This window comes from Bacillus cereus group sp. BceL291, assembly GCF_051776705.1.
GTDB classification, from domain to species: Bacteria; Bacillota; Bacilli; order Bacillales; family Bacillaceae_G; genus Bacillus_A; species Bacillus_A cereus.
The window spans coordinates 52,036-71,920 of sequence record NZ_JBPWAP010000024.1; the positions used below are offsets into that span (position 1 = coordinate 52,036).

Below are 19,885 nucleotides of genomic sequence, written 5' to 3' on the forward strand. Positions count from 1 at the left end.
TCCCTAATCCTTCAAGAAGTTAAACAAAAAAGGTAGATAATAATTTATCTACCTTTTTTGTTTATATCATTTAACATTACACCTGTATTGCTTGTTATATGCAATTAAGACTAAAGAGCTTTAATAATACGTTCCATCGCCTTCATTTGTCCAATATGATCTGCTTCATGATAAAGCATCATACCGTAAAGCTCACCAACTGTTTCTAGTCCTAGGAACGGCTCTGGCAGTTTATTTTCAAATGCTTTTGCTGGCATTTCGTTAATACGTTTTGCTTGTTCTTTTAATTGGGCCATTAATACTTCTAATGACGGTCCTTCTGTTTTCCATTTAGATGGTCTTGATCCATATCCAAACATACCTGGATATTCCGTTGGTAATTGTTTGAATTCTTTTCCAAACATGAAAACTTCTGCTGCCGTTAACACATGACCGATATGCCAGCGAATTGTATTGTTAAAACCCTCTGGCTGCGTATCTGCAGTTTTATCATCTAGCGTCTCCATAAATGTAAGTAATGCACCGCGCGTTATTTCAAATTGTTTTAAGCCAACTAGTCTATTCATTTTATCGTTCCCCTTCTTCATGTACAATTTATTATGAACTAAGAATGTTCAACTTATTAAAGTTTCACCTTGTTTAATCTATCAGAAACAAATAAGAAATACATCTAATATGCTTATTAAAAATAATAAAAAGGTTCACTCCTCGTAAATATAGAATTACTTACTATGTAAATAAAGGAGGAGTGTACTTGCATGATGCATATTTTAAAACAACAATATAATCTTATTAGCTCTACAAGAGAAACTCTATTCACATTTTTAGAAGAAATCCCACTAGAAAAATTACATAGCACTGTTCCGAATTTCGGGAGCGGTAGCATTATAAAGACTCATATTCATGTAGCCGATTGCTACCGATACTGGCTTGGATCATTCGCATTTAAACAAAAGCGAGTAGACTTTTCATTTGCTAGCGATTACGAAATTGAGCATGCAGATGTGAAAAAAGTTCGCGCTAGATTTAAGTTAGTAGATGAGACTGTACAACGTTTTTTAGATGAATACAATGAACGTTGGCTCGAAAATATTGCAAATGAAGTAAAGTGGCAAAAAGAGCCTTGGAGTACAACTCCGCTATGGCTTTTAACTCATACGGAAACTCATGAGTTTCATCATAAAGGACAAATTGTATCAATGGCTAGGCACCTTGGATATACTCCTCCTGATACAGACCTTAGTTAATACATTCATGTTCATTTCAAAGCGGAATGAGCAGCAAGAATAATAGTATGATCAAAAAACTCGTTGATACATTTTGTAGTGTATAAAACTTTTATTATTTGTTTTAGGTATACCATACCATTATAAAATTCATGTAACATCGAATTAAGGTTCATATTTTTTATGTAACTCATTGAAGAAAGTTTAAGTATTTATACATTCAATTACTAACTAAAGGAGAAAATTATAATGAGATTAGAGAGCGAAAGAATTTATTTAAGGCCTCTTTGCCAGCTAGATGCTCCTATTATATTAGAAAGTACAATGGATGATGAAATAAGATATATGACTGGAACTAAGTCCACTTTTTCATTGGAGCAAATTACGAAACATATAGATCATATAAATAATGATTCAAGTCGCTATGATTTCGCTATTTGTTTACAAAGTACTGAAGAGATGATTGGAGAGTTGTCGATTTTAGATATCGATGAGGAGAACAAAAGAGCAGGATTCAGAATATCAATGTTTTCAATAGCATTAACAGGACAAGGTTATGGAACTGAAGCTATTAAAATAGTTTTAAGATTTGTTTTTGAACAACTATCATTAAATCGTTTACAGTTAGAAGTATTTAGCCATAATTTACGCGGAATTAAAGCTTATGAAAAAGTTGGTTTTGCAAAAGAAGGAACCTTACGTCAATCTTTATTTTATAACGATACATACTCAGATGAAATTATTATGGCCATACTTAAAAGCGATTATATAGAGAGACCTTTGTAAATGAATGTACTTAATCTATTAAACAATTTTAAAGAACCTTACCACAATAAAATGCAGTAAGGCTCTTTCATTTTTATATCAAATAACAGCTCTTAAAACATGTATAATCGTATCAATACCAAATAGTCTCCGTATAATTATATGCATCACTATTCGGAATTGCATGTTTCCCCTGCGCTTGTGCTTTTCTTGGATCTAAATCATATACCATTGGCGTATAGCATGATGTTTGCCCTTTATTTACAACACCATTTCCTCCAGCACTTCCGCAAGTGTATGCCTTTCCATCTGTTTTTCTAATAATTCTTGCATCAGCTTCATTATTATAAACTGCCAGGCGAGTTACAGTAACTTTTGCCCATGCTGTCTTACACGTCGTGCTAAATTTTAATTCCACATAAGAATTTGAATCAATCCACTTCTTTTCTTTCGTTACTGCTGATTGATCACAACTATTGTAATACGGACTTTTCCCATCATACGAATGGTCTTCTGCAAATGCTTTATCATTATTGGTCGTACTAAACACACTAGTTACGACGAGCAATGCCAGACAAAGACATGCGCTTACCTTTTTAATAAGTTTCACAGGATTCCACTCCTTTATTAATAACGTCCAGTTTTCCCGTAACCATTATTAATCGTCACTGCTTCGGCATCAGCTGTATAACCAAAATCAGCAGTTAAATCAAACACCATTCCTGTATAAGTGCTCGTTTGCCCCGTTTTAATTGCTCCATTACCACTATTAGAATCTACTGATTTTTGGAATACACCATTTTTATATTTATTAATAACAGCGTAAGCATATACTCCTCCAGAAACAGAAGGTGCTGGTTGATCTAAAACAAGCTTAGACCATGCCGCATGACATGTATTACTGTAACGTAAATACACTGTTCCTACTTTTTTACTACCTTCATAAACTGCTGTAGACTTTGCATTAAATCCATCTGCATCACATGTTGTACTTCCCCCGTATACTTTCGTTGTTGCTGGATTTTTTCCGTCATAATAGCTACTCAGATCAGTAGCTGCAAATGTACTTTCTTGAAAACTAAATAATACCCCTACACTCGCTACACTTAACACACATACTTTCATTAACTTTTTAAACATTTTTAATTCCCCCTCAAAATGATTATGTATACTAAACACAACCTATACTGCTGTGTCAGCCCTCCTTCCATGCTTCCTAGAGGCATCTTACAAAAACGAATTAACGTTGTAAATTCCCTTATGATTATTGGAATATACGAAGAACTTTACTTATCCTTGTAAGAAAAAAAGTTGAGAAATACACATTTTATAGCATCCTTTATTTAAAACATAAAAGAACCGATACTTGTTATATTCAAGCATCGGTTCTTTATACAAAATTGCCATTTTTTCTTTTATATAAAATAAATATTTCTCCACTTAATTTGTTGTAAAAAACTCCCTCGTTACATCAATAAATTGCTGCAGTGGTGCTGTCATCCATTTATCTTTATGCCAAGCAATTTGTGTGTATATTGGAGGTATTGTTTCGTTTAACATTAACTCCTTTAACGTCCCTTCCCGTATATCTTTTTCTACTACTATCGCTGGTAAAACGGCTATACCTAAATCTGCAATAACACATTGTTTAATTGCTTCCACACTAACAAACTCAATTTTATTTGCTGGATATAGATCTTCCCCGCGAAATAGCTCTTCAAATAAAGTTCTATATGAGCAGCCTAATTCTGTTAATAAAAGTGTTTCACTCTCTAAATCTTTTATAGAAACAGTAGTCTGTTCAAGTAAAATATGCCCTGGAGCAGCTACTACTTTTAATTCTTCTTTCATAAGTGGTTCCACATGTAAAACATCTTCTGTTTTACATTCGTCCAAAATAAATGCAAGATCTACTTTTCCCTCCATCAATTGTTCCTTCGCATCTTTATTGGAATGTGCTGGTTTAAATATAAGCTTTATTTTGGGGAATTGTATTTTAAACCTCTTTAATATAGAAGGCAGTCTGTATGTACATTGACTTTCTTGTGCACCAATTATTAACGTACCTGCTATTTCCTCATCATCTTTCACGGCCGTCTTTGCTTCGTTACTAAGTGCGATTATCTTGTCTGCATATAGTTGAAACTTTCTTCCTGCTTCAGTTAAGAAAAGACGTTTCCCTAATCTCTCAAATAGTGGTGTACCGAGCTCAGCCTCTAACGTTTTAATTTGTGCTGTAACGCTCGATTGAGCAAAGTTTAATTTCTTCGCAGTTTGTGTAAAGTTCAAAGTATCTGCTGCTACTTTAAATGTAATTAATTGTTTTATCTCCATTTATCATCCCTCTTTTTCAATCGATATTTCCGATTGATTTCATCGAAATAATCCTCTTTGTCTATTGATATTTATATTGTATGATAAAGAGCATCGACAAACAATAAAATGGAGGTATTCCATATGAAAGCACTTTGTTTCGAAACATTCGGAGATGCTGATGTACTTCAATATAAAGAAATCCCTGATCCAATCATTAATCCAAATGAAATTCTTATCCGCACGAAAGCAATCGGTCTAAATTTCGCAGATATTTATAGACGCCGTGGTGATTATCACCTCGCTGGTAACCCTCCTTATATATTAGGTTATGAAGGCGCTGGTATCGTTGAAGAAGTAGGTGCTAACGTTACTACTATCAATCCTGGAGACCGTATTGCATTTGCTGACGTTCCATTCGCAAATGCAGAATTAGTTGCCGTTCCAGCAGAAAAAGCAATCCCGCTTCCAGATTCAATTTCTTTTGAAACAGCCGCTTCTATCTTATTGCAAGGTCTAACGGCACATTATTTAACGAAAGATAGCTATCAAATAAAACAAGGTGATACAGCTTTAGTCCATGCTGCGGCTGGTGGCGTTGGTCAACTTCTTATTCAAATGATTAAACTACTAGGTGGAACAGTAATCGGTCTTACGTCATCAACCGAAAAAACCAAAGTAGCCACGTTAGTTGGGGCTGATCACGTATTTTTATATACTGAAAAATGGCATTCAAAAGTACTTGAAATAACAAACGGTACTGGAGTAAATGTTGTATATGAATCAGTAGGCTCTACACTTGAGGAAAGTTTTAACGCTACTAAAATCGGTGGTACTGTCGTATTTTACGGAATGGCCGGTGGTAATCCTGCGCCCATTGATCCACGTATGCTTATGGATACTTCGAAAACTTTAACTGGCGGAGATCTTTGGAACGTACTTACTACTTTTGAAGAACGTAAGCAGCGCTCTACTCAATTATTTGATTGGATCGCTACTGGAAAATTGAACATTGCAAGTCCTACTACATTCTCTTTACAAGACGGTGCCCGTGCACATGAATTATTAGAGAGCAGAAAAAGTACTGGGAAGATTTTATTGATCCCATAATTCATAAAATGAAAAGAAAGCTAGATTAAAATTTTGTGAAGACCTATAGTGAAAAAAATTGATAAATGAAAGGACATAACATATTTTATATAACTAATATGTTATGTCCTTACTTCTTCAAATAACGATCCCATGTATCACTCGAATAATTTTTGAGCTCTTTTCTCAATTAAAACTCCCTTTAATTGCATATGTTCTTTTATTTGTATATTGCTAGAAAATTATCATTTTTATTTATGAATAAGGCTACGTACCGATTTAAGCTAAAAACTAGATTTTGATCCTATAACAACAGTGGCATCTAATTCCTCATCTCTAGTCACTTTCGTGGTAAGCCCAGCACCAGCAAAGATTTCAAAAGTCTGAGTTGCCTGCATTTCACTCGTCTCTATTAAAAGATGCCCTCCCGATGCGAGCCAGAGAAATGCTTCTTTTGCTACTCTTCGCTGAATGTCGAGTCCATCCTCTCCTCCGTCTAGCGCCATTTTCGGTTCATGTAGACGGGCCTCCTGTGGAAGCAGCTTTATTGTCTCGGTAGGAACATAAGGTACGTTTGCAACTAGGGTATTCACATGGCCTTTAAGTGCGTGAGGCAAAGCTTTATACAAGTCACCTTCAAAAACATGGCCACCGAAATTTGTTACGTTGCGGCTAGCACATCGTACTGCGACAGGATCAATGTCAACAGAATACAATTCAATTCGTCCTAAAGCTGCCGCCAGAGCTACACCCACAGCACCTGAACCGCAACATAGATCAACGACGATATCACCAAAGCATAACAGAGCTTCTGCTTGGCGAACAAGAAACTCGGTACGTTGACGAGGTACGAAAACACCTCGGTCCACTTCTATCCGCAACCCACAAAATTCTGCGTATCCAACAACATATTCAAGTGGCAAACCATTGGCTCGCATTTTCACCATTCTCTTGAGCTCCTCTGGAGTTCGGGCTGCTGAAATAAGTAACCGGGTCTCTTCTTCTGCGAAAACACAACCCGCGCTCTGAAGTCTGTTAATTATACATTTTTCCGTTTTATTGTCCAAAAAGGAATTACATTCTTTTCCTATTTATCTCACCACTTTTTCTTATTTATAACCCTGTATTCGCTAAAAATTGGATGTATCCTTTTTAACAAAGTGGTCCTATTCAAAAAAATACGCCCTTATTCAATTAAATGACCCGATTGTTGAACAAAGAAACGTTCTACACAATAGAAAGTTTCATTATAATATCCCAATATAACCTTATAAATGATGCACTAAAAAATAAAAAAGAAGCTAGATTTTACTAACTTCCTTTTCTTATATCTATTTAAGATAGTATTATATTTCCACACTTTCTTTCCCTTTTGCAACATAACTCATATCTCCAACCGACTCCACTGTGTATGTTCCATCTTGATATACAATCTTCGTCACGCTAGCATTTTCCACTCCAAGTTTTGTTTTGCTACTGTCTAACATTTCTATTAAGGTAGTAATCAAAAGCCCATGAACGACAACTAAGACGTTACCGCCACCATTTTCAGCAGCTTCTTCACTAATTTTATCTATCTCTGTTTTTATACGAGTAGAAAACAATTCCCAATCTTCCGCCTGTTTTGTCGGATCTGCTACTCTAATAAGATTAATCACTTCTTGAATAGAAAGCTTCAAGAGTTCTTCTGGTGATGCAACGCCTGCAGCTTTTCCAACCACATCCCACATATTCTCAAGTTTTTCACCTTCAAAAATACCGAAATTTAATTCTCGCAAATCTTTTCTTTGCTCAAGTTTTAATTTTGATTGCTCACTATATTTTAATACTAAATTAGCAGTTTCAATTGCGCGGCCGCTATCACTACTATACGCATTCATAAAATGAATATCTTTTAATCCTGTTCCTAAATTTGTGGCAACTTCAACACCTCTTTCTACTAAAGGAGAATCTGCCCAACCTTGCGCGCGATGATTCGTATTTAATATTGTTTTACCGTGTCTTGTAACATATAACGTCACTACATTCTCATTGCTATCTGTTTCTCGCTTATTCATTTCATTCTCTCCCTTTACGTTTCTATATCAATTTTACCACCTCAATTATTCATTGAGCAAAATATACGTCAGTAGATCCGCTTAATAAAAAAAGCTATCTTTCTGTATATCCATACAAAAAGATAGCATCTTTTATGATTACATTTCTTAACCGGTACTCCTATTCAGCAAAAGCACTCGAATATTGTACAATTCCTTCTACACCTCGAAGAGAATTTTCTGTTAATTCCATTATCATAAATACCTCTTCAGGCACTTCAAACGGTGCTTTTACATTCCACTCACTTGCTTTCTTAAAACCAAATTTCGGGTAGTACTCTGGATGTCCTAATACTACAACTGATCCGTATCCAAGTTGTTTCGCTTTTTCTAAAGCAGCCGTAATCAGTTTTCCGCCAATTCCTTTCTTCTGATGGCCCCTAGCAACTGAAACTGGTGCAAGTGCTAACGATTCTACAGAAGTTCCATCTTGTTCTATCGCAATTTTAGATAACATAATGTGACCGACTATTTCCTCATCTACTGCAACGATTGATAACTCTGAAATAAATGCGTCACACTCTCTAATACGTTTTACAAGTTCATGTTCCTTTTTATCACTAAACTCTTCATGTAAAAATGCTTCTTTTACAACTTCTTCTGTTTTTCTATAATCATTTTTTTGTTCTTGTCTAATCGTTACCATTTTAACTTATCCTCTATTCTTTCTTATTTCTTTTTGAATTTTACGAAGTGCTTTTTTCGATCCGCGCTCAATATCGTGTTGCATTTTTCTCTCTTTATAATCGACAAATAGTGTATTTAAATCGTATCCCTCTGGATATAACTCCTTCGCTGCTACCTCTAAAGTAATACATTTTACATTTACTTCAACGAATTCACCGTTATAATATACAACGACGTTATAAAAATTATCTTTTTCCTTATAGATGATACCAAAATCATCATAATCTAATAAATTCACACGATCGCCGATTTTGTACTCATAATGAAATTCTCTTTTTTCTTGTACAAATTTCGGTTTTCTAATTTTACTTTCATTCACTTTTTCTAAAGCGTACTTTTTATTTCCCATATACTCTTTCGCTCTTTTCAGCACATGTTCTTTTACGCTCATTTTATTCGCAATCCAAAGTGCATTACTTTCTCCTGATTTTCCGATAACTAATTTATAAAGCGGCTCTAGCGTTTCACTATTAAACTGCATCGCTGCATTCATAAAGTCATCGTGCATTTCTGAGAATCGTTTAATTTCTCCGTAATGCGTACTCGCAACGGTAATACATCCCGTAAGGTACAACTCTTCTAAAATAGATATTGCAAGTGCTGCACCTTCATTCGGTTCTGTACCGCTTCCTATTTCATCAAATAAAAGTAACGTATTATTATTTGACATCCTCATAATCTCAGAAAGATTTTTCATATGAGATGAAAATGTACTTAATGCGTTTTCGATACTTTGATTATCACCAATATCTACAAATACATTTTCAAAAATAGCGATTTCTGTACCTTTATCTCCTGCAATATGAAGACCTGACATTGTAGCTAATGTTAACAATCCAATCGTTTTTAACACAATTGTCTTTCCGCCCGCATTCGGCCCTGTAATAATTAAACTACGATACTCTTGACCAATTTTAAAATTTAAGGGTACAACTTGCCCTGTTAAAAGCGGATGCTTACAATTCACTAAATGAATGTAGCCATGATCATTTAACTTCGGTTCTATTCCATCAATCGATTTACTAAACTTCGCTTTTGCAAATACCATATCATACTGACTAATTAGCTCCATATTAATCTTTATACTATAAATGTTTTCTAACACCATTCCTGATAAAGTCGCTAAAATTTGATATTCTTCAACCGCTTCTTCTGCTTTCAAACCCGCTAGTTCCGCATTCAATTTCGTAACCGTATGCGGTTCTATAAATACAGTAGAACCTTTTGCCGAGGCTTCAATAATACTTCCAGCAACTTGGTTTTTATAGGAAGATTTAATTGGAATCGTGTAACGGTCATCCTTTTTACTAATAAAGAATTCCTGAATGAATTTCTTATTTGCACTACTATTTAAAAACTTCGTTAAACGTTCTTTTATTTTCCCATCTACAGAATCGATATTATTTCGAATTCGTTTTAACTCTTTACTTGCAGCTGCATCAATACTATTTCCTTTAATTGAAAAGTTAATTTCCTCTTCAATACTTTTATATTCAGTCATTGAATTTGCATAAGAAGCTAATACTGGTGCAAAAAATTCTTTATCTAACATAAACTTTTTAATCTTTCTACATCCGCGTAAAAAGTCTGAAACACTGACTAATTCTTCTGGATCTAAAATCATCCCTTTTTCTAATTTTTGAATTGTACTAGCAATATTAGAAATGCCGAAGAAAGGAACATGCCCTTCTGCATCTAATATAGCTCGTGCTTCTGTCGTTTCATTCAACCGATTTCTCACTACTTTTATACTCGTACTCGGCTCTAATTTGTTTAATAATTCCTTACCTAATCCACTTACACAATAAGATTTCACTATATCCTTTAATTCGTTATATTGTAGCTTTTCAAAAGTCATCGTATTCATTTTATTTCTCCTCACTATGATTGATTTTTATCATAAATGAAGATACCTACTCATTAGATTCCAATGAGTCATATATAAAATTCCATAATTATACAATAAAAATATATACAAAAAAGCTGCGGGGATACCGCAGCTTTTACATTTACAAGGCATTTGTAATAACATATGAGGAAATATGCCATAAAAAATAGATGGCAGTCCCTTATTACACGCTTTATAAAGTATTGTAGGTATCTTCATAGGTTTTGAAATAAATGCATGACAAAATTAGGGGTATGATGTACATAAAAATCCCCTGGTCTTATCCGATTTATTTCATTAAATTTTTCCTATTTAATACCTACCGCACTCACAAAAAGCACCTCTCATTAATTTATATTATAGTCATTGAAATCTAATTTATTGAAATCATCATACTATATGTTACGTGAGAAGTAAAGGTGTCATACTTTTATAACTATACAGAATGTAAAAAGGAATAGGAAAACTTATATTTCAGTCTACCTCTTCTTTTTCATCACCAAATTACCGCTGAACATATATGGAAACTGATCCTCCACTTACTTGAAACTGCCCCCATCCGTCCTTATTAATTGTTACAGTATTCGTTTGATTACCCGTAATATCGTACCATACTTCCCCTGCGTTATTCTTTCCAACATCCATCCACTTTGCCCCTCCTGGTCCATCAGAGATTAATGTTGCTAAACCAGAATTAGCATGTACACTATCACCTTCTCTTGTCCAGCCAATCACATCTGGATGATCAAAATAATCACGCTGCGTACCATATGCAAAGTTTTTTCGTGCCGTCAAAATCGGATCAATTTTGTCCTTTAACGCTGGAATTTCATAGTTACTATTTCCTTTTGTACCATAGTAATCACCATAGAAAACAGAAGGATACCCCTCTGCACGCGTTAAAATAAATGCATATGCCAGCGGCTTGAACCAAGGGCTCACTACAGATTCCAATGACTGACCAGGCTGTGAATCATGATTTTCAACTAGAGTAACCGCAAGTGTAGGATGATTCGCATACCACGTTCCCCATTTTTTCATTTCATTCGCAACATCTGGATGATCAAAATCAAGATCCGCATACATCAAATAATCATAATTCCCATTCTCGCTAGACACTTCCCAGTCCCATGCTTTACCTATGCCCCTAAATTTATAAATTCGGTTTAATTTCCTTCCTTCATCCCAATCCGTTCCGTCAAAATGATACCATTTCCATTTGAAATTAGAATAAGAATCTCCACGCCCTGGAAAGTTAAATCCCGTCCACGCACTAATTTCATAATCACCTGATACTTCAATATTCCGATTGCTCGGGTCTACCTCAACTGCTGTGACAGTTTCTGTATAATCAGCCCCACCTTTATGATTCATAACTACATCACCGTATACATCGATGTTTTTCTTATGTAAAGCGTCAATTGCAGATTTCAATTGTGCTTTTGTCCCATATTTCGTCCGCACTGTTCCCTTTTGATTGAATTCCCCCAGATCATATAAATCATATGCTCCATATCCTACGTCATTTTGCGTAGTTCCTTTATATGCAGGTGGTATCCAAACAGATGTAATTCCTTTTTCCGCTAAATTTTCAGCATCAGTACGCAAACGATTCCAATGATTCCCATCATTCGGAGCATACCACTCAAAATACTGTATTAACGTTCCATTGTTAACTGTGTCTGCATATGCTTTACTCCCGTCATATATACTAGGTAAAAACATAACAACTGACAATCCGACTATTGTTATTCTTTTAAACATCTGTACACCATCCCCTTCCAAGAAAGCGTTTGCATATTTTATCAGAATTATTATAATATTCGTCCCACCGTTAGTAAAGTAGCAATCTCTCACTCTCTCATATTATTTTTAATCTAATTTCAAATATTCAACGTAGTTTTAATTTCACATCCTATTCAAGATTGTTTACAATTTACCTATAAAAGCATAACGGAGGGATTTCGATGACAGACTTTCAAAAACAATTTTTCGCACGATTACATATAGAAGAAAAAGACACAGTTTCATTTGAAGATTTATCTAACATTATGTACGCAATAGCACAAACTGTTCCTTTTGAAAACTTAAATATTCTCGAAAAGAATTTTAAAGAAATATCAAAAGAAAATTTGAAAGAGAAAATTTTAGTAAATAACCGTGGCGGTCTTTGTTATGAACTCAACCCTACTATGTATTACTTCCTGAAAGATTCTGGATTCGATGTTCATCTCGTTTCAGGAACAGTTTATAACGCTGCAAACTCCATATGGGCTGTTGATTCTGGCCATATCGCAACCGTTTTAACACATCATAATGAACTTTATTTAATTGAAGTAGGATTCGGATCATACTTACCTCTTGCCCCTGTCCCTTTCTCAGGTGAAGTCATTCACTCTATTACAGGAGATTATCGTATTCGTAAAGAAATGACCGAAAAGGGAAACTACATTTTAGAGATGCGGAAAAACAATGAGTTCTTGGATCAATCTTCTGCTGATGATTGGACGTTAGGCTATGCATTTTATATAGAAGAAGTGGATGAAGAAAAAGCAAATACAGCACAAAAAATTATCGTTGAACATGAAGGATCACCCTTTAATAAAGTACCTCTTATTGTAAAACTAACTGAAGATGGGCATGCCTCTTTAACGAAAGATAGCCTTACAGTAGCAAAAAATGGTAAAAAAACGAAAGAAACCGTTACAGACATGCAATATACAAACCTTTTACATTCAAAATTCGGAATTACACTATAAGTAAGTAAGCCTTGTTATTTCAGCAGGGCTTTTCAATTTTCAGCAGGGATTTTTTGCAATTTGTTGTATTTCATAGTTATATAGAAATATAACTACATGTTTAGAAAGGAAATGATTATGACAGAACTTAAAGATCGATTACAAGTAGCTGATATAGAAAAATGGGATTTAACAGACATTTACCATACAATTGAAGATTGGGAAAGTGATTTTCATAAAATTGAAGTATTAACGAAGGAATTACACGAGTTTAATGGAAATATTCACGATGGCAATAGTTTATTAGCTTATTTAACGAAGAGTGAAGAAGTTTCTAGCATAATATCTTTAATGTTCGCTTATGCACGATTACAATCTGACCTTGATACACGCGATACTGACGCGCAATCTCTTGTCGATAAAGTATCACAATTACACGTGAAAGTAAGTGCAGCGAAATCTTTCTTTTCCCCCTTCTTACTTAGCATAGACGAAAACACATTACATTCTTACATAGAAGAAACAGAAGGCTTACAATATTATAAAGAAGACTTATTTGAATTATACCGTTATAAAAAACACGTATTAAATAAGGACCAAGAAGAAATTTTATCACAAATGGGTGAAGCTCTCTCTTCTCCACAGCACACATTTGGTATGTTAAATAATGCAGATATATCATTTGGTGAAGTGACGACTGACGATGGAGAAAAAGTGAACTTAACACGCGGAATGTATGCAAAGTTAATAGAAGATACGAATCGTGAAAAGCGTAAAGAAGCTTATAAAGCATATTACAAACCATATGTTCAGTTAAAGAATTCCATCGCATCTACTTTATCCGCTGCTATTAAAAATAATGTTACTGTTTCGAAATTAAGAAACTATCCATCAGCGCTAGAGAAATCATTATTTGGCGATATGGTTCCGAAAGAAGTATATGAAAACCTAATTGATACAACGAAAAAAAACATTCAAACATTACACACATACAATGAAATTCGAAAAGAAAAATTAAACGTAGATGAACTAAGACAATACGACTTAGGCGTCGATTTAGTAGAAGGTGCAAAACAAGACATCCCATATAGTGAAGCATTTGACATTATGATTGCATCACTAGCTCCTTTAGGAGAAGAATATATTGAGACATTAAAAAGTTTTAAAGATAAAAGATATATAGACGTAAGAGAAACACCAGGGAAACGTTCTGGTGCTTATAACTTTGGTGTATACGGCGTTCATCCTTTCATTCTTTTAAATCATCACGATGATTTAAACAGCCTGTTCACCCTTACTCATGAATGCGGTCACGGTATGCATACGCACTATTCACATGGATACCAACCAAGAATTTCTGCACATTATTCTATCTTTGTCGCAGAAGTCGCTTCTACAGTAAATGAAGTGTTATTAATTCACTATTTATTAAAAGAAGCAAAAGATACGAACGTGCGTAACCATTTAGTTAACCATTTTATTGAGAAATTTAAAGGTACTTTCTTTACACAAATTATGTTTGCAGAATTTGAAAAAATCACACATGAAATGGCTGAACAAGGTAAACCATTACATGCACAAGTCTTCAGTGAAATTTATGAAAAGCTATTTAAAGAATATAACGGTGATTCACTTGTATTTGATGAAGAAGTAAAATACGGATGGGCTAGAATCCCTCATTTCTATCGCCCGTTTTACGTATACAAATATGCAACTGGATTCGCATCTGCCATTCAAATCGCTGATAAACTATTAAGCCGTGATCCGGATGCTCAGAAAAATTATATTGAATTCCTTAAAGGCGGAAGTTCAGACTACCCATTAAACTTATTGAAAAAAGCTGGCGTCGATTTAACAACGCCAGAACCGATTGAAAGTGCATTAAAACAATTCACTCAACTTGTTGAGGAGTTTTCAACATTATAAAAAGCATGCAGAGTATATGCTCTGCATGCTTTTTATTTGAATTACTCTATTCTATATGCTGCTGCGTCACACAATGAATCATACCACCGTATGCATACAATTCGTTAACATATATACCGACAATTCTTCTCCCTGGAAATTGACCTTCAATGATTTGAAGCCCTAATTTATCATGTTCATCACCGTATATAGGTACCAATACAACTTCATTACCAATGTAAAAATTTAAGTACGATCCTTTACAATCTGCTTCTTTTACCACTTTTCTTGTTACTGGTACTGGAATGAGCTGAAATGGCTTTCCATCTATATTTTTCGCTTGCCGTAATTCTTGATAATGCTTTTCGTACGCCTCCAAAAGGTATGGCTCTCCTTCATCGAAAGGATCATATTCATACAGTATCGTATTTTCATTTACAAACCGCGCCGCGCCATCAATATGATAATCCGTATCTTCATCATAATTATCTTCTCCGCGTATACCAGTTATCCATATAAAATTTGTTACTCCTAAATATTTCGTTAACTCCATTTCAATTTCTTTCTGGCTTAGTGTGGGATTTCGATTTTCATTTATAATAGACGTTTTCGCCGCCATTAAGGTCCCGTTTCCGTTTATCTCAATTCCCCCACCCTCTAGACAGACACTAGATTCAACTTTTGGAATACGATACATTTCACTTATTTTATTCGGAATATTAGCGTCTTTTTCGTACGGATATTTATTTCCCCAACCATTAAATATCCAGTGCGTTAGGCAGCGATTCCCTTCCTTATCCGTTACAAAGATTGGTCCGTTATCTCGTATCCAAATATCATCAGTTTCTTGAATTAAGAAATCAATTTTATCCATATTTACATTAGCTTCAATTAACTTCGATTGGACATGTATTTTCTCTTCTTCATCACATACAACAATATGGACATTTTCTCCATAGTGAAGCTCCTTTGCCATCGATATCCAAATATCATCTAACTTAGCTCTGTAGCCTTCACCTCTATGTGCTTTATCATGTGGCCATTGGAGCCATGTACCTTCATGTTTCTCCCATTCCGCAGGCATATAAAACAAACTATTCTCTATATTTCTCATACGTGTTCACCCCTTATATGAATGTACGTACAGTCTATACTTTGACATCGTGTTAAGGTCAACAGGAATATCTTCATTTACTTGTAGCAACTTTATAAGGTGATTCTTTATTTCTCCTTTTTATTATGATAAATTGCTTTCATACATAGAATAAGGATTGACATAATGTTAATATCAATCCTTATTCTCATTCTATTTTCATAACTAAAAAACAAATTTGTGTCACATACTCTTCTGCTAAACAATCACATTCAGGTCCCTTTATATAAACCTCATATGGCGAATTAATTATTACATACCCATTTCTTTCAATCCATTCTTCTAACGCTATATAAGCGTAACCTATATAGTCGTAACTTCCATAATGCATAGTAGTAACGATATGATGTGGACTTAGTTGTTTCATTTCATACTCTTGTGCTACGTCTTCATCATTCCCCTGCATAACCGGAATTCTTAACTCAATATCACTGTTACTTGGAATATATTCTTCATCATAAAAGACTGCAGATGGAGAACCAACTATTTGAAAGTTATTTTTTTGTACCTCTTCATATAAGTCATAAAAATAATCATCCATATCATCTATATCTATTTTTACTCTTTGAGTAATTAACGTTACTTCGTTACTCATTCCCATTAATATATCGTAACTTCTATGGCGTGCAATATTTAGACTACTATTCACCATTACCATTTCATTCATTTCTGAAATAACCTGTAAATTTTGCTTCACTTCCTGAGACAACTCGATAATTTGTGATTGTATATGTTGAACAAACGAATCTTGATCCGATGACTGCAAAACAATTTTAATTTTTGGAAGAAGAAATTTATACTCCCTTAGCTTTTTTATTTTCAATGCTACTTCCAGCTGCTCTTGTTCATAATACCTATACCCATTAACCGGATTCACATATGCCGGTTTTAATATCTCCTCTTTATCATAATGTCTTAACATCCGCGTACTCATTTTACAAATCCGAGAAAACTCAGCGATGGTATACATATCAATACTCCTTGAATATATTTTCTTTTCATTACTTATTTATTAAAACCAATCAAAAATCTTCTTCATTGAAAAATTTTCATTCTGATTTTTCAATCTTCTCATTTTCGAAGGTAACAAATGACTTGGACAATACCACGTTAAACAATTCATCGCGCCTCCCATTGTTGATATTTCTCCTACATGAATTTGAATAACTTGTTTCTCCGTATACTGTTGAATATATCGTAAAACTTCCTCATCTTTAGCTAGTCCAAACTTAGGAACATAAAGAGCATCACATGATTCTAACATATTTATATACAACCCTTTTGCCGATGCTATCTCTTGATCATATTGTCCTTTCTCTGTATATGATGAAGGAACAACTATAAATTCAGCTTTTGGCATTTGTTCTTTAATAATCTCTTGAACACTATATCTAAATTCATGATCCCCTAAAAAATCACTAATAAACATTGTATGTTCATCAATAAATTTAACCATTCCGTCTGCGTGTGCTAGTACATCCCCTTCCTCAGCAGGAATAATAATAACTCGGCTCACATCTAAATCCCATTCTAACTGCTCAATAATTTCCTCTTCTGTCCAATCATCGTTATCATCAAATATGCGTTCTGTTAATATTACAGTATCTTTTTTATTCCAAATAAGATTACCACCATCTAATATTAATGGGGATTTTACATATTCAAAGTCATTCTTTTTCAACCATTTATTAAATTGTTGATCTAAATATCGCCCTTGATCATTTGGCAAATAATTTGGTCGATATTTAAATTTAACTAGATGATTTGTGACAACCGGTGCAACATCTCTTAGCCAAATATCATCATACTCAAAACAGCTCGTATGAAAGTCTTGTTCTTCAACAGATAAAGATATAAGTTGATCCGCAATTGATTTCTTTTCATTTAAACATTCATTAAAGTAAATCAAGTCTTCATAAAATGGTTGATAATATTCATTTGATTCGTCTGGTATTGCAGTAAAAATAATGCCATTATGTTTTTGTTCCATATTATTTACCTCGCTTTTTAATAGTAGTTACATAACTGATTTTACAAAGTCAACTATTCCTAATTTTATGTCTTTTGTCGTTACAACTCATGCAACATGTACATTTTATGAATGGATTATAGTATGGAGAAATATTATATATTTATATTGACTCTTGACAAGTTTTTTAAATACCATATTTTAAAACAACAATAAATGATTAAATGATAACTCGATTCATTACCATCCAATTTCAGTTCTTGTATAAACTGAATGACTTCTTTCATAAGAAACACACTTAGAACAACCCCTAAGCAAATTAAAGCTACATTTAAAATGTACTGTAAAACGATAGGGAAATACGAAAAAACTATTTTAAAATTCTTTAACACAAACATTTTTCTCCTTTACCATATAAAACGAAAAGCGAATATACACTATAATTTATTTATCATTACATTAAAATTTTATCATTATAAATAATAAGGAACGACAAAATAGGTAATAAGATTCCACCTATTTTGTCTATATAGCAGAACAACGAAATTACAATCAATTACTTCAATGCAATGGGTTGTTGTTGTGTCACACAATGAATCATACCGCCGTTTTTATACAACTCTCTCACATCAATACCGACTACTTTATGACCTGGGTATAACTTCTGAATCGTATCGTTTGCGATTTTATCATTCGGATCATTATAATTAGGCACTAATACAACTGTATTTCCGATATAATAATTGATATATGACCCCTTATAATCGAGAGTTTTTCCATTTTCTAAAGCAACCTTTTCTTTACTAAGCGGCAAGTATTCATACTTATATTTCTGTCCTGAAGCATTTTTTGCATCTAACAATGTATCCATATCTTTATTAGATAAACCCCATTCGGCTAGGTCATCTTCTTTCATCGTTACAATGGTAGATTTATTATGGAATTTAGCAAATCCATCAATATGAAAGTCCGTAATATCTAAATTAGGTACTCCGTCTAACCAAATAAAGTTTGATACCCCAAGGTCACTTATATATTTTTCAATTTCCTTTTCTGATAAATCAGGATTTCTATTTTTATTCGTCACCGCACTTCGAGTTAATAAAGCAGTCCCATTGCTGTCTAATTCAATTGCGCCGCCTTCAAGGACAAATTTTCCCCAATCAACTCTTTCAATTCCTGATTGTTTACTAACATTTTTACGTATTTGAGCATCATTTTTATACGGTGTTTTCTTCCCCCAACCATTAAATGCTGGATCTAATATTTTGAGATTTTTATTGCTGTCATAAATAAAAATTGGTCCACTGTCCCTTGCCCATACATCATCAGTAGGCGCGATAAAGAAATCAATCTTCTCCATATTTAACCCTTCATCTGTTAAAAGGTTATTGATTCTTTCTTTTTCTTCCTGGTCATATGCAACAATGTGGACTTTCTCACCCTCAGTTAAAGCACTTGCCATCTTAACCCAAATAGGTTCAACTTCCTTCTTATACTCTTCACCATATGTGTATTCATGTGGCCATTGCAGCCATGTACCTTCATGTTTATCTTTTTCATCTGGCATCGTATATTTCCCAGCATTTTTCTGTACCTCTACTTTTTTCCCTTCTTTCCCTTTAACATTTTCATTGTTCCCCTCAAAAGAGCATCCACTAATAATCGTTGTAGATAATGTAGCTATTAAACAAAACTTTATTGCTTTTTTCATTTTTTCAACCTCCTGTTCTTGTCTCCAATAATGTAAAGCTTCACATAGTGTGAAGCTCAAGCTTTTTTATCAATGTAAAAATTACCAATTGTTCTTTGCATTACTTAACATTTAACTACCTATTTAGATTTATTCAAATGCCAATCGCCTTTCTTACCTATTTATCCCGCTATTTATGGGCAGTAAGACCCCCACCTCAAAATTCAGCGGAAGCAAAGAATTTAAGTGGGGCCCTGTTGCCCGTAAAAGCCCGATTGATGAGGGCTTCTACTCAGTGGTGGATGAACAAAGCCTCTCCACTGATTAAAGTTTCACTTTATTCAGTAAGTAAAACTTTACAAA

18 protein-coding genes are annotated in these 19,885 nt (G+C 34.1%); 5 read left to right on the forward strand and 13 right to left on the reverse strand.

Translation table 11 applies throughout. The features are described 5' to 3' along the window. Positions 1-110: 110 nt before the first annotated feature. Positions 111-587, reverse strand: coding sequence for a DinB family protein (locus ACS2CR_RS16735; RefSeq protein WP_140159916.1), 477 nt, complete (start codon positions 585-587; stop codon positions 111-113). Positions 588-758: 171 nt separating this feature from the next. On the opposite strand from ACS2CR_RS16735, the gene ACS2CR_RS16740 reads away from it, so the two are divergent. Both ACS2CR_RS16740 and ACS2CR_RS16745 read left to right on the forward strand, forming a co-directional pair. Beyond that, positions 759-1,247 (forward strand): DinB family protein, encoded by a 489-nt coding sequence (locus ACS2CR_RS16740; RefSeq protein ID WP_053512652.1) that lies wholly within the window; start codon positions 759-761, stop codon positions 1,245-1,247. A 228-nt stretch (positions 1,248-1,475) separates the two neighbouring features. Then, complete coding sequence (locus ACS2CR_RS16745; protein WP_153602456.1) at positions 1,476-2,012, forward strand: GNAT family N-acetyltransferase; 537 nt, start codon at positions 1,476-1,478, stop codon at positions 2,010-2,012. 112 nt (positions 2,013-2,124) lie between these two features. Here the strand turns inward: ACS2CR_RS16745 and ACS2CR_RS16750 are convergent, their stop codons facing one another. From ACS2CR_RS16750 to ACS2CR_RS16760, 3 genes are all read right to left on the reverse strand, one after another. Next, positions 2,125-2,601, reverse strand: a complete 477-nt coding sequence (locus ACS2CR_RS16750) for a DUF2690 domain-containing protein (RefSeq protein ID WP_053512653.1) — start codon at positions 2,599-2,601, stop codon at positions 2,125-2,127. A 17-nt stretch (positions 2,602-2,618) separates the two neighbouring features. Continuing rightward, on the reverse strand, positions 2,619-3,131 hold the full coding sequence (locus ACS2CR_RS16755; protein ID WP_000473748.1) for a DUF2690 domain-containing protein: 513 nt from the start codon (positions 3,129-3,131) through the stop codon (positions 2,619-2,621). Between the two features lie 300 nt (positions 3,132-3,431). Continuing rightward, entirely contained in the window at positions 3,432-4,325 is an 894-nt protein-coding gene (locus ACS2CR_RS16760) for a LysR family transcriptional regulator (protein ID WP_000403876.1), read from the reverse strand. 123 nt (positions 4,326-4,448) lie between these two features. On the opposite strand from ACS2CR_RS16760, the gene ACS2CR_RS16765 reads away from it, so the two are divergent. Beyond that, on the forward strand, positions 4,449-5,414 hold the full coding sequence (locus tag ACS2CR_RS16765; RefSeq protein WP_053512654.1) for a quinone oxidoreductase family protein: 966 nt from the start codon (positions 4,449-4,451) through the stop codon (positions 5,412-5,414). Between the two features lie 263 nt (positions 5,415-5,677). Here ACS2CR_RS16765 and ACS2CR_RS16770 read toward each other — a convergent pair whose 3' ends face one another. The 5 genes from ACS2CR_RS16770 to ACS2CR_RS16790 form a co-directional block, all read right to left on the reverse strand. Next, the gene (locus tag ACS2CR_RS16770) at positions 5,678-6,460 is read right to left on the reverse strand and encodes a putative protein N(5)-glutamine methyltransferase (RefSeq protein WP_153602455.1); all 783 of its coding nucleotides are present in this window, start codon (positions 6,458-6,460) and stop codon (positions 5,678-5,680) included. Positions 6,461-6,739: 279 nt separating this feature from the next. Further along, positions 6,740-7,450: a histidine phosphatase family protein gene (locus ACS2CR_RS16775; protein ID WP_016111442.1), complete on the reverse strand. Its 711-nt coding sequence runs from the start codon at positions 7,448-7,450 to the stop codon at positions 6,740-6,742. 160 nt (positions 7,451-7,610) lie between these two features. Further along, complete coding sequence (locus ACS2CR_RS16780) at positions 7,611-8,135, reverse strand: GNAT family N-acetyltransferase (protein ID WP_000256465.1); 525 nt, start codon at positions 8,133-8,135, stop codon at positions 7,611-7,613. Between the two features lie 6 nt (positions 8,136-8,141). Further along, entirely contained in the window at positions 8,142-10,043 is a 1,902-nt protein-coding gene (locus tag ACS2CR_RS16785) for an endonuclease MutS2 (protein WP_053512655.1), read from the reverse strand. A 525-nt stretch (positions 10,044-10,568) separates the two neighbouring features. Next, positions 10,569-11,828, reverse strand: a complete 1,260-nt coding sequence (locus ACS2CR_RS16790) for an alpha-amylase (protein ID WP_153602454.1) — start codon at positions 11,826-11,828, stop codon at positions 10,569-10,571. 203 nt (positions 11,829-12,031) lie between these two features. Between ACS2CR_RS16790 and ACS2CR_RS16795 the strand changes: the two genes are divergently transcribed. Together ACS2CR_RS16795 and pepF are read left to right on the forward strand one after the other, a co-directional pair. Beyond that, the gene (locus tag ACS2CR_RS16795; protein WP_053512657.1) at positions 12,032-12,823 is read left to right on the forward strand and encodes an arylamine N-acetyltransferase family protein; all 792 of its coding nucleotides are present in this window, start codon (positions 12,032-12,034) and stop codon (positions 12,821-12,823) included. Positions 12,824-12,940: 117 nt separating this feature from the next. Continuing rightward, positions 12,941-14,728, forward strand: coding sequence for an oligoendopeptidase F (pepF, locus tag ACS2CR_RS16800; RefSeq protein WP_053512658.1), 1,788 nt, complete (start codon positions 12,941-12,943; stop codon positions 14,726-14,728). A gap of 46 nt (positions 14,729-14,774) precedes the next feature. Here pepF and ACS2CR_RS16805 read toward each other — a convergent pair whose 3' ends face one another. From ACS2CR_RS16805 to ACS2CR_RS16820, 4 genes are all read right to left on the reverse strand, one after another. After that, on the reverse strand, positions 14,775-15,821 hold the full coding sequence (locus ACS2CR_RS16805; RefSeq protein ID WP_001244183.1) for an agmatine deiminase family protein: 1,047 nt from the start codon (positions 15,819-15,821) through the stop codon (positions 14,775-14,777). 187 nt (positions 15,822-16,008) lie between these two features. Then, positions 16,009-16,830 carry a MerR family transcriptional regulator gene (locus ACS2CR_RS16810; RefSeq protein ID WP_153602453.1) on the reverse strand — a complete coding sequence of 274 codons (822 nt, stop codon included), beginning with the start codon at positions 16,828-16,830 and terminating at the stop codon, positions 16,009-16,011. A gap of 42 nt (positions 16,831-16,872) precedes the next feature. Further along, positions 16,873-17,850, reverse strand: a complete 978-nt coding sequence (locus tag ACS2CR_RS16815; RefSeq protein WP_016111440.1) for an agmatine deiminase family protein — start codon at positions 17,848-17,850, stop codon at positions 16,873-16,875. Between the two features lie 535 nt (positions 17,851-18,385). Further along, on the reverse strand, positions 18,386-19,543 hold the full coding sequence (locus tag ACS2CR_RS16820) for an agmatine deiminase family protein (RefSeq protein WP_000709191.1): 1,158 nt from the start codon (positions 19,541-19,543) through the stop codon (positions 18,386-18,388). Between the last annotated feature and the right edge of the window lie 342 nt (positions 19,544-19,885).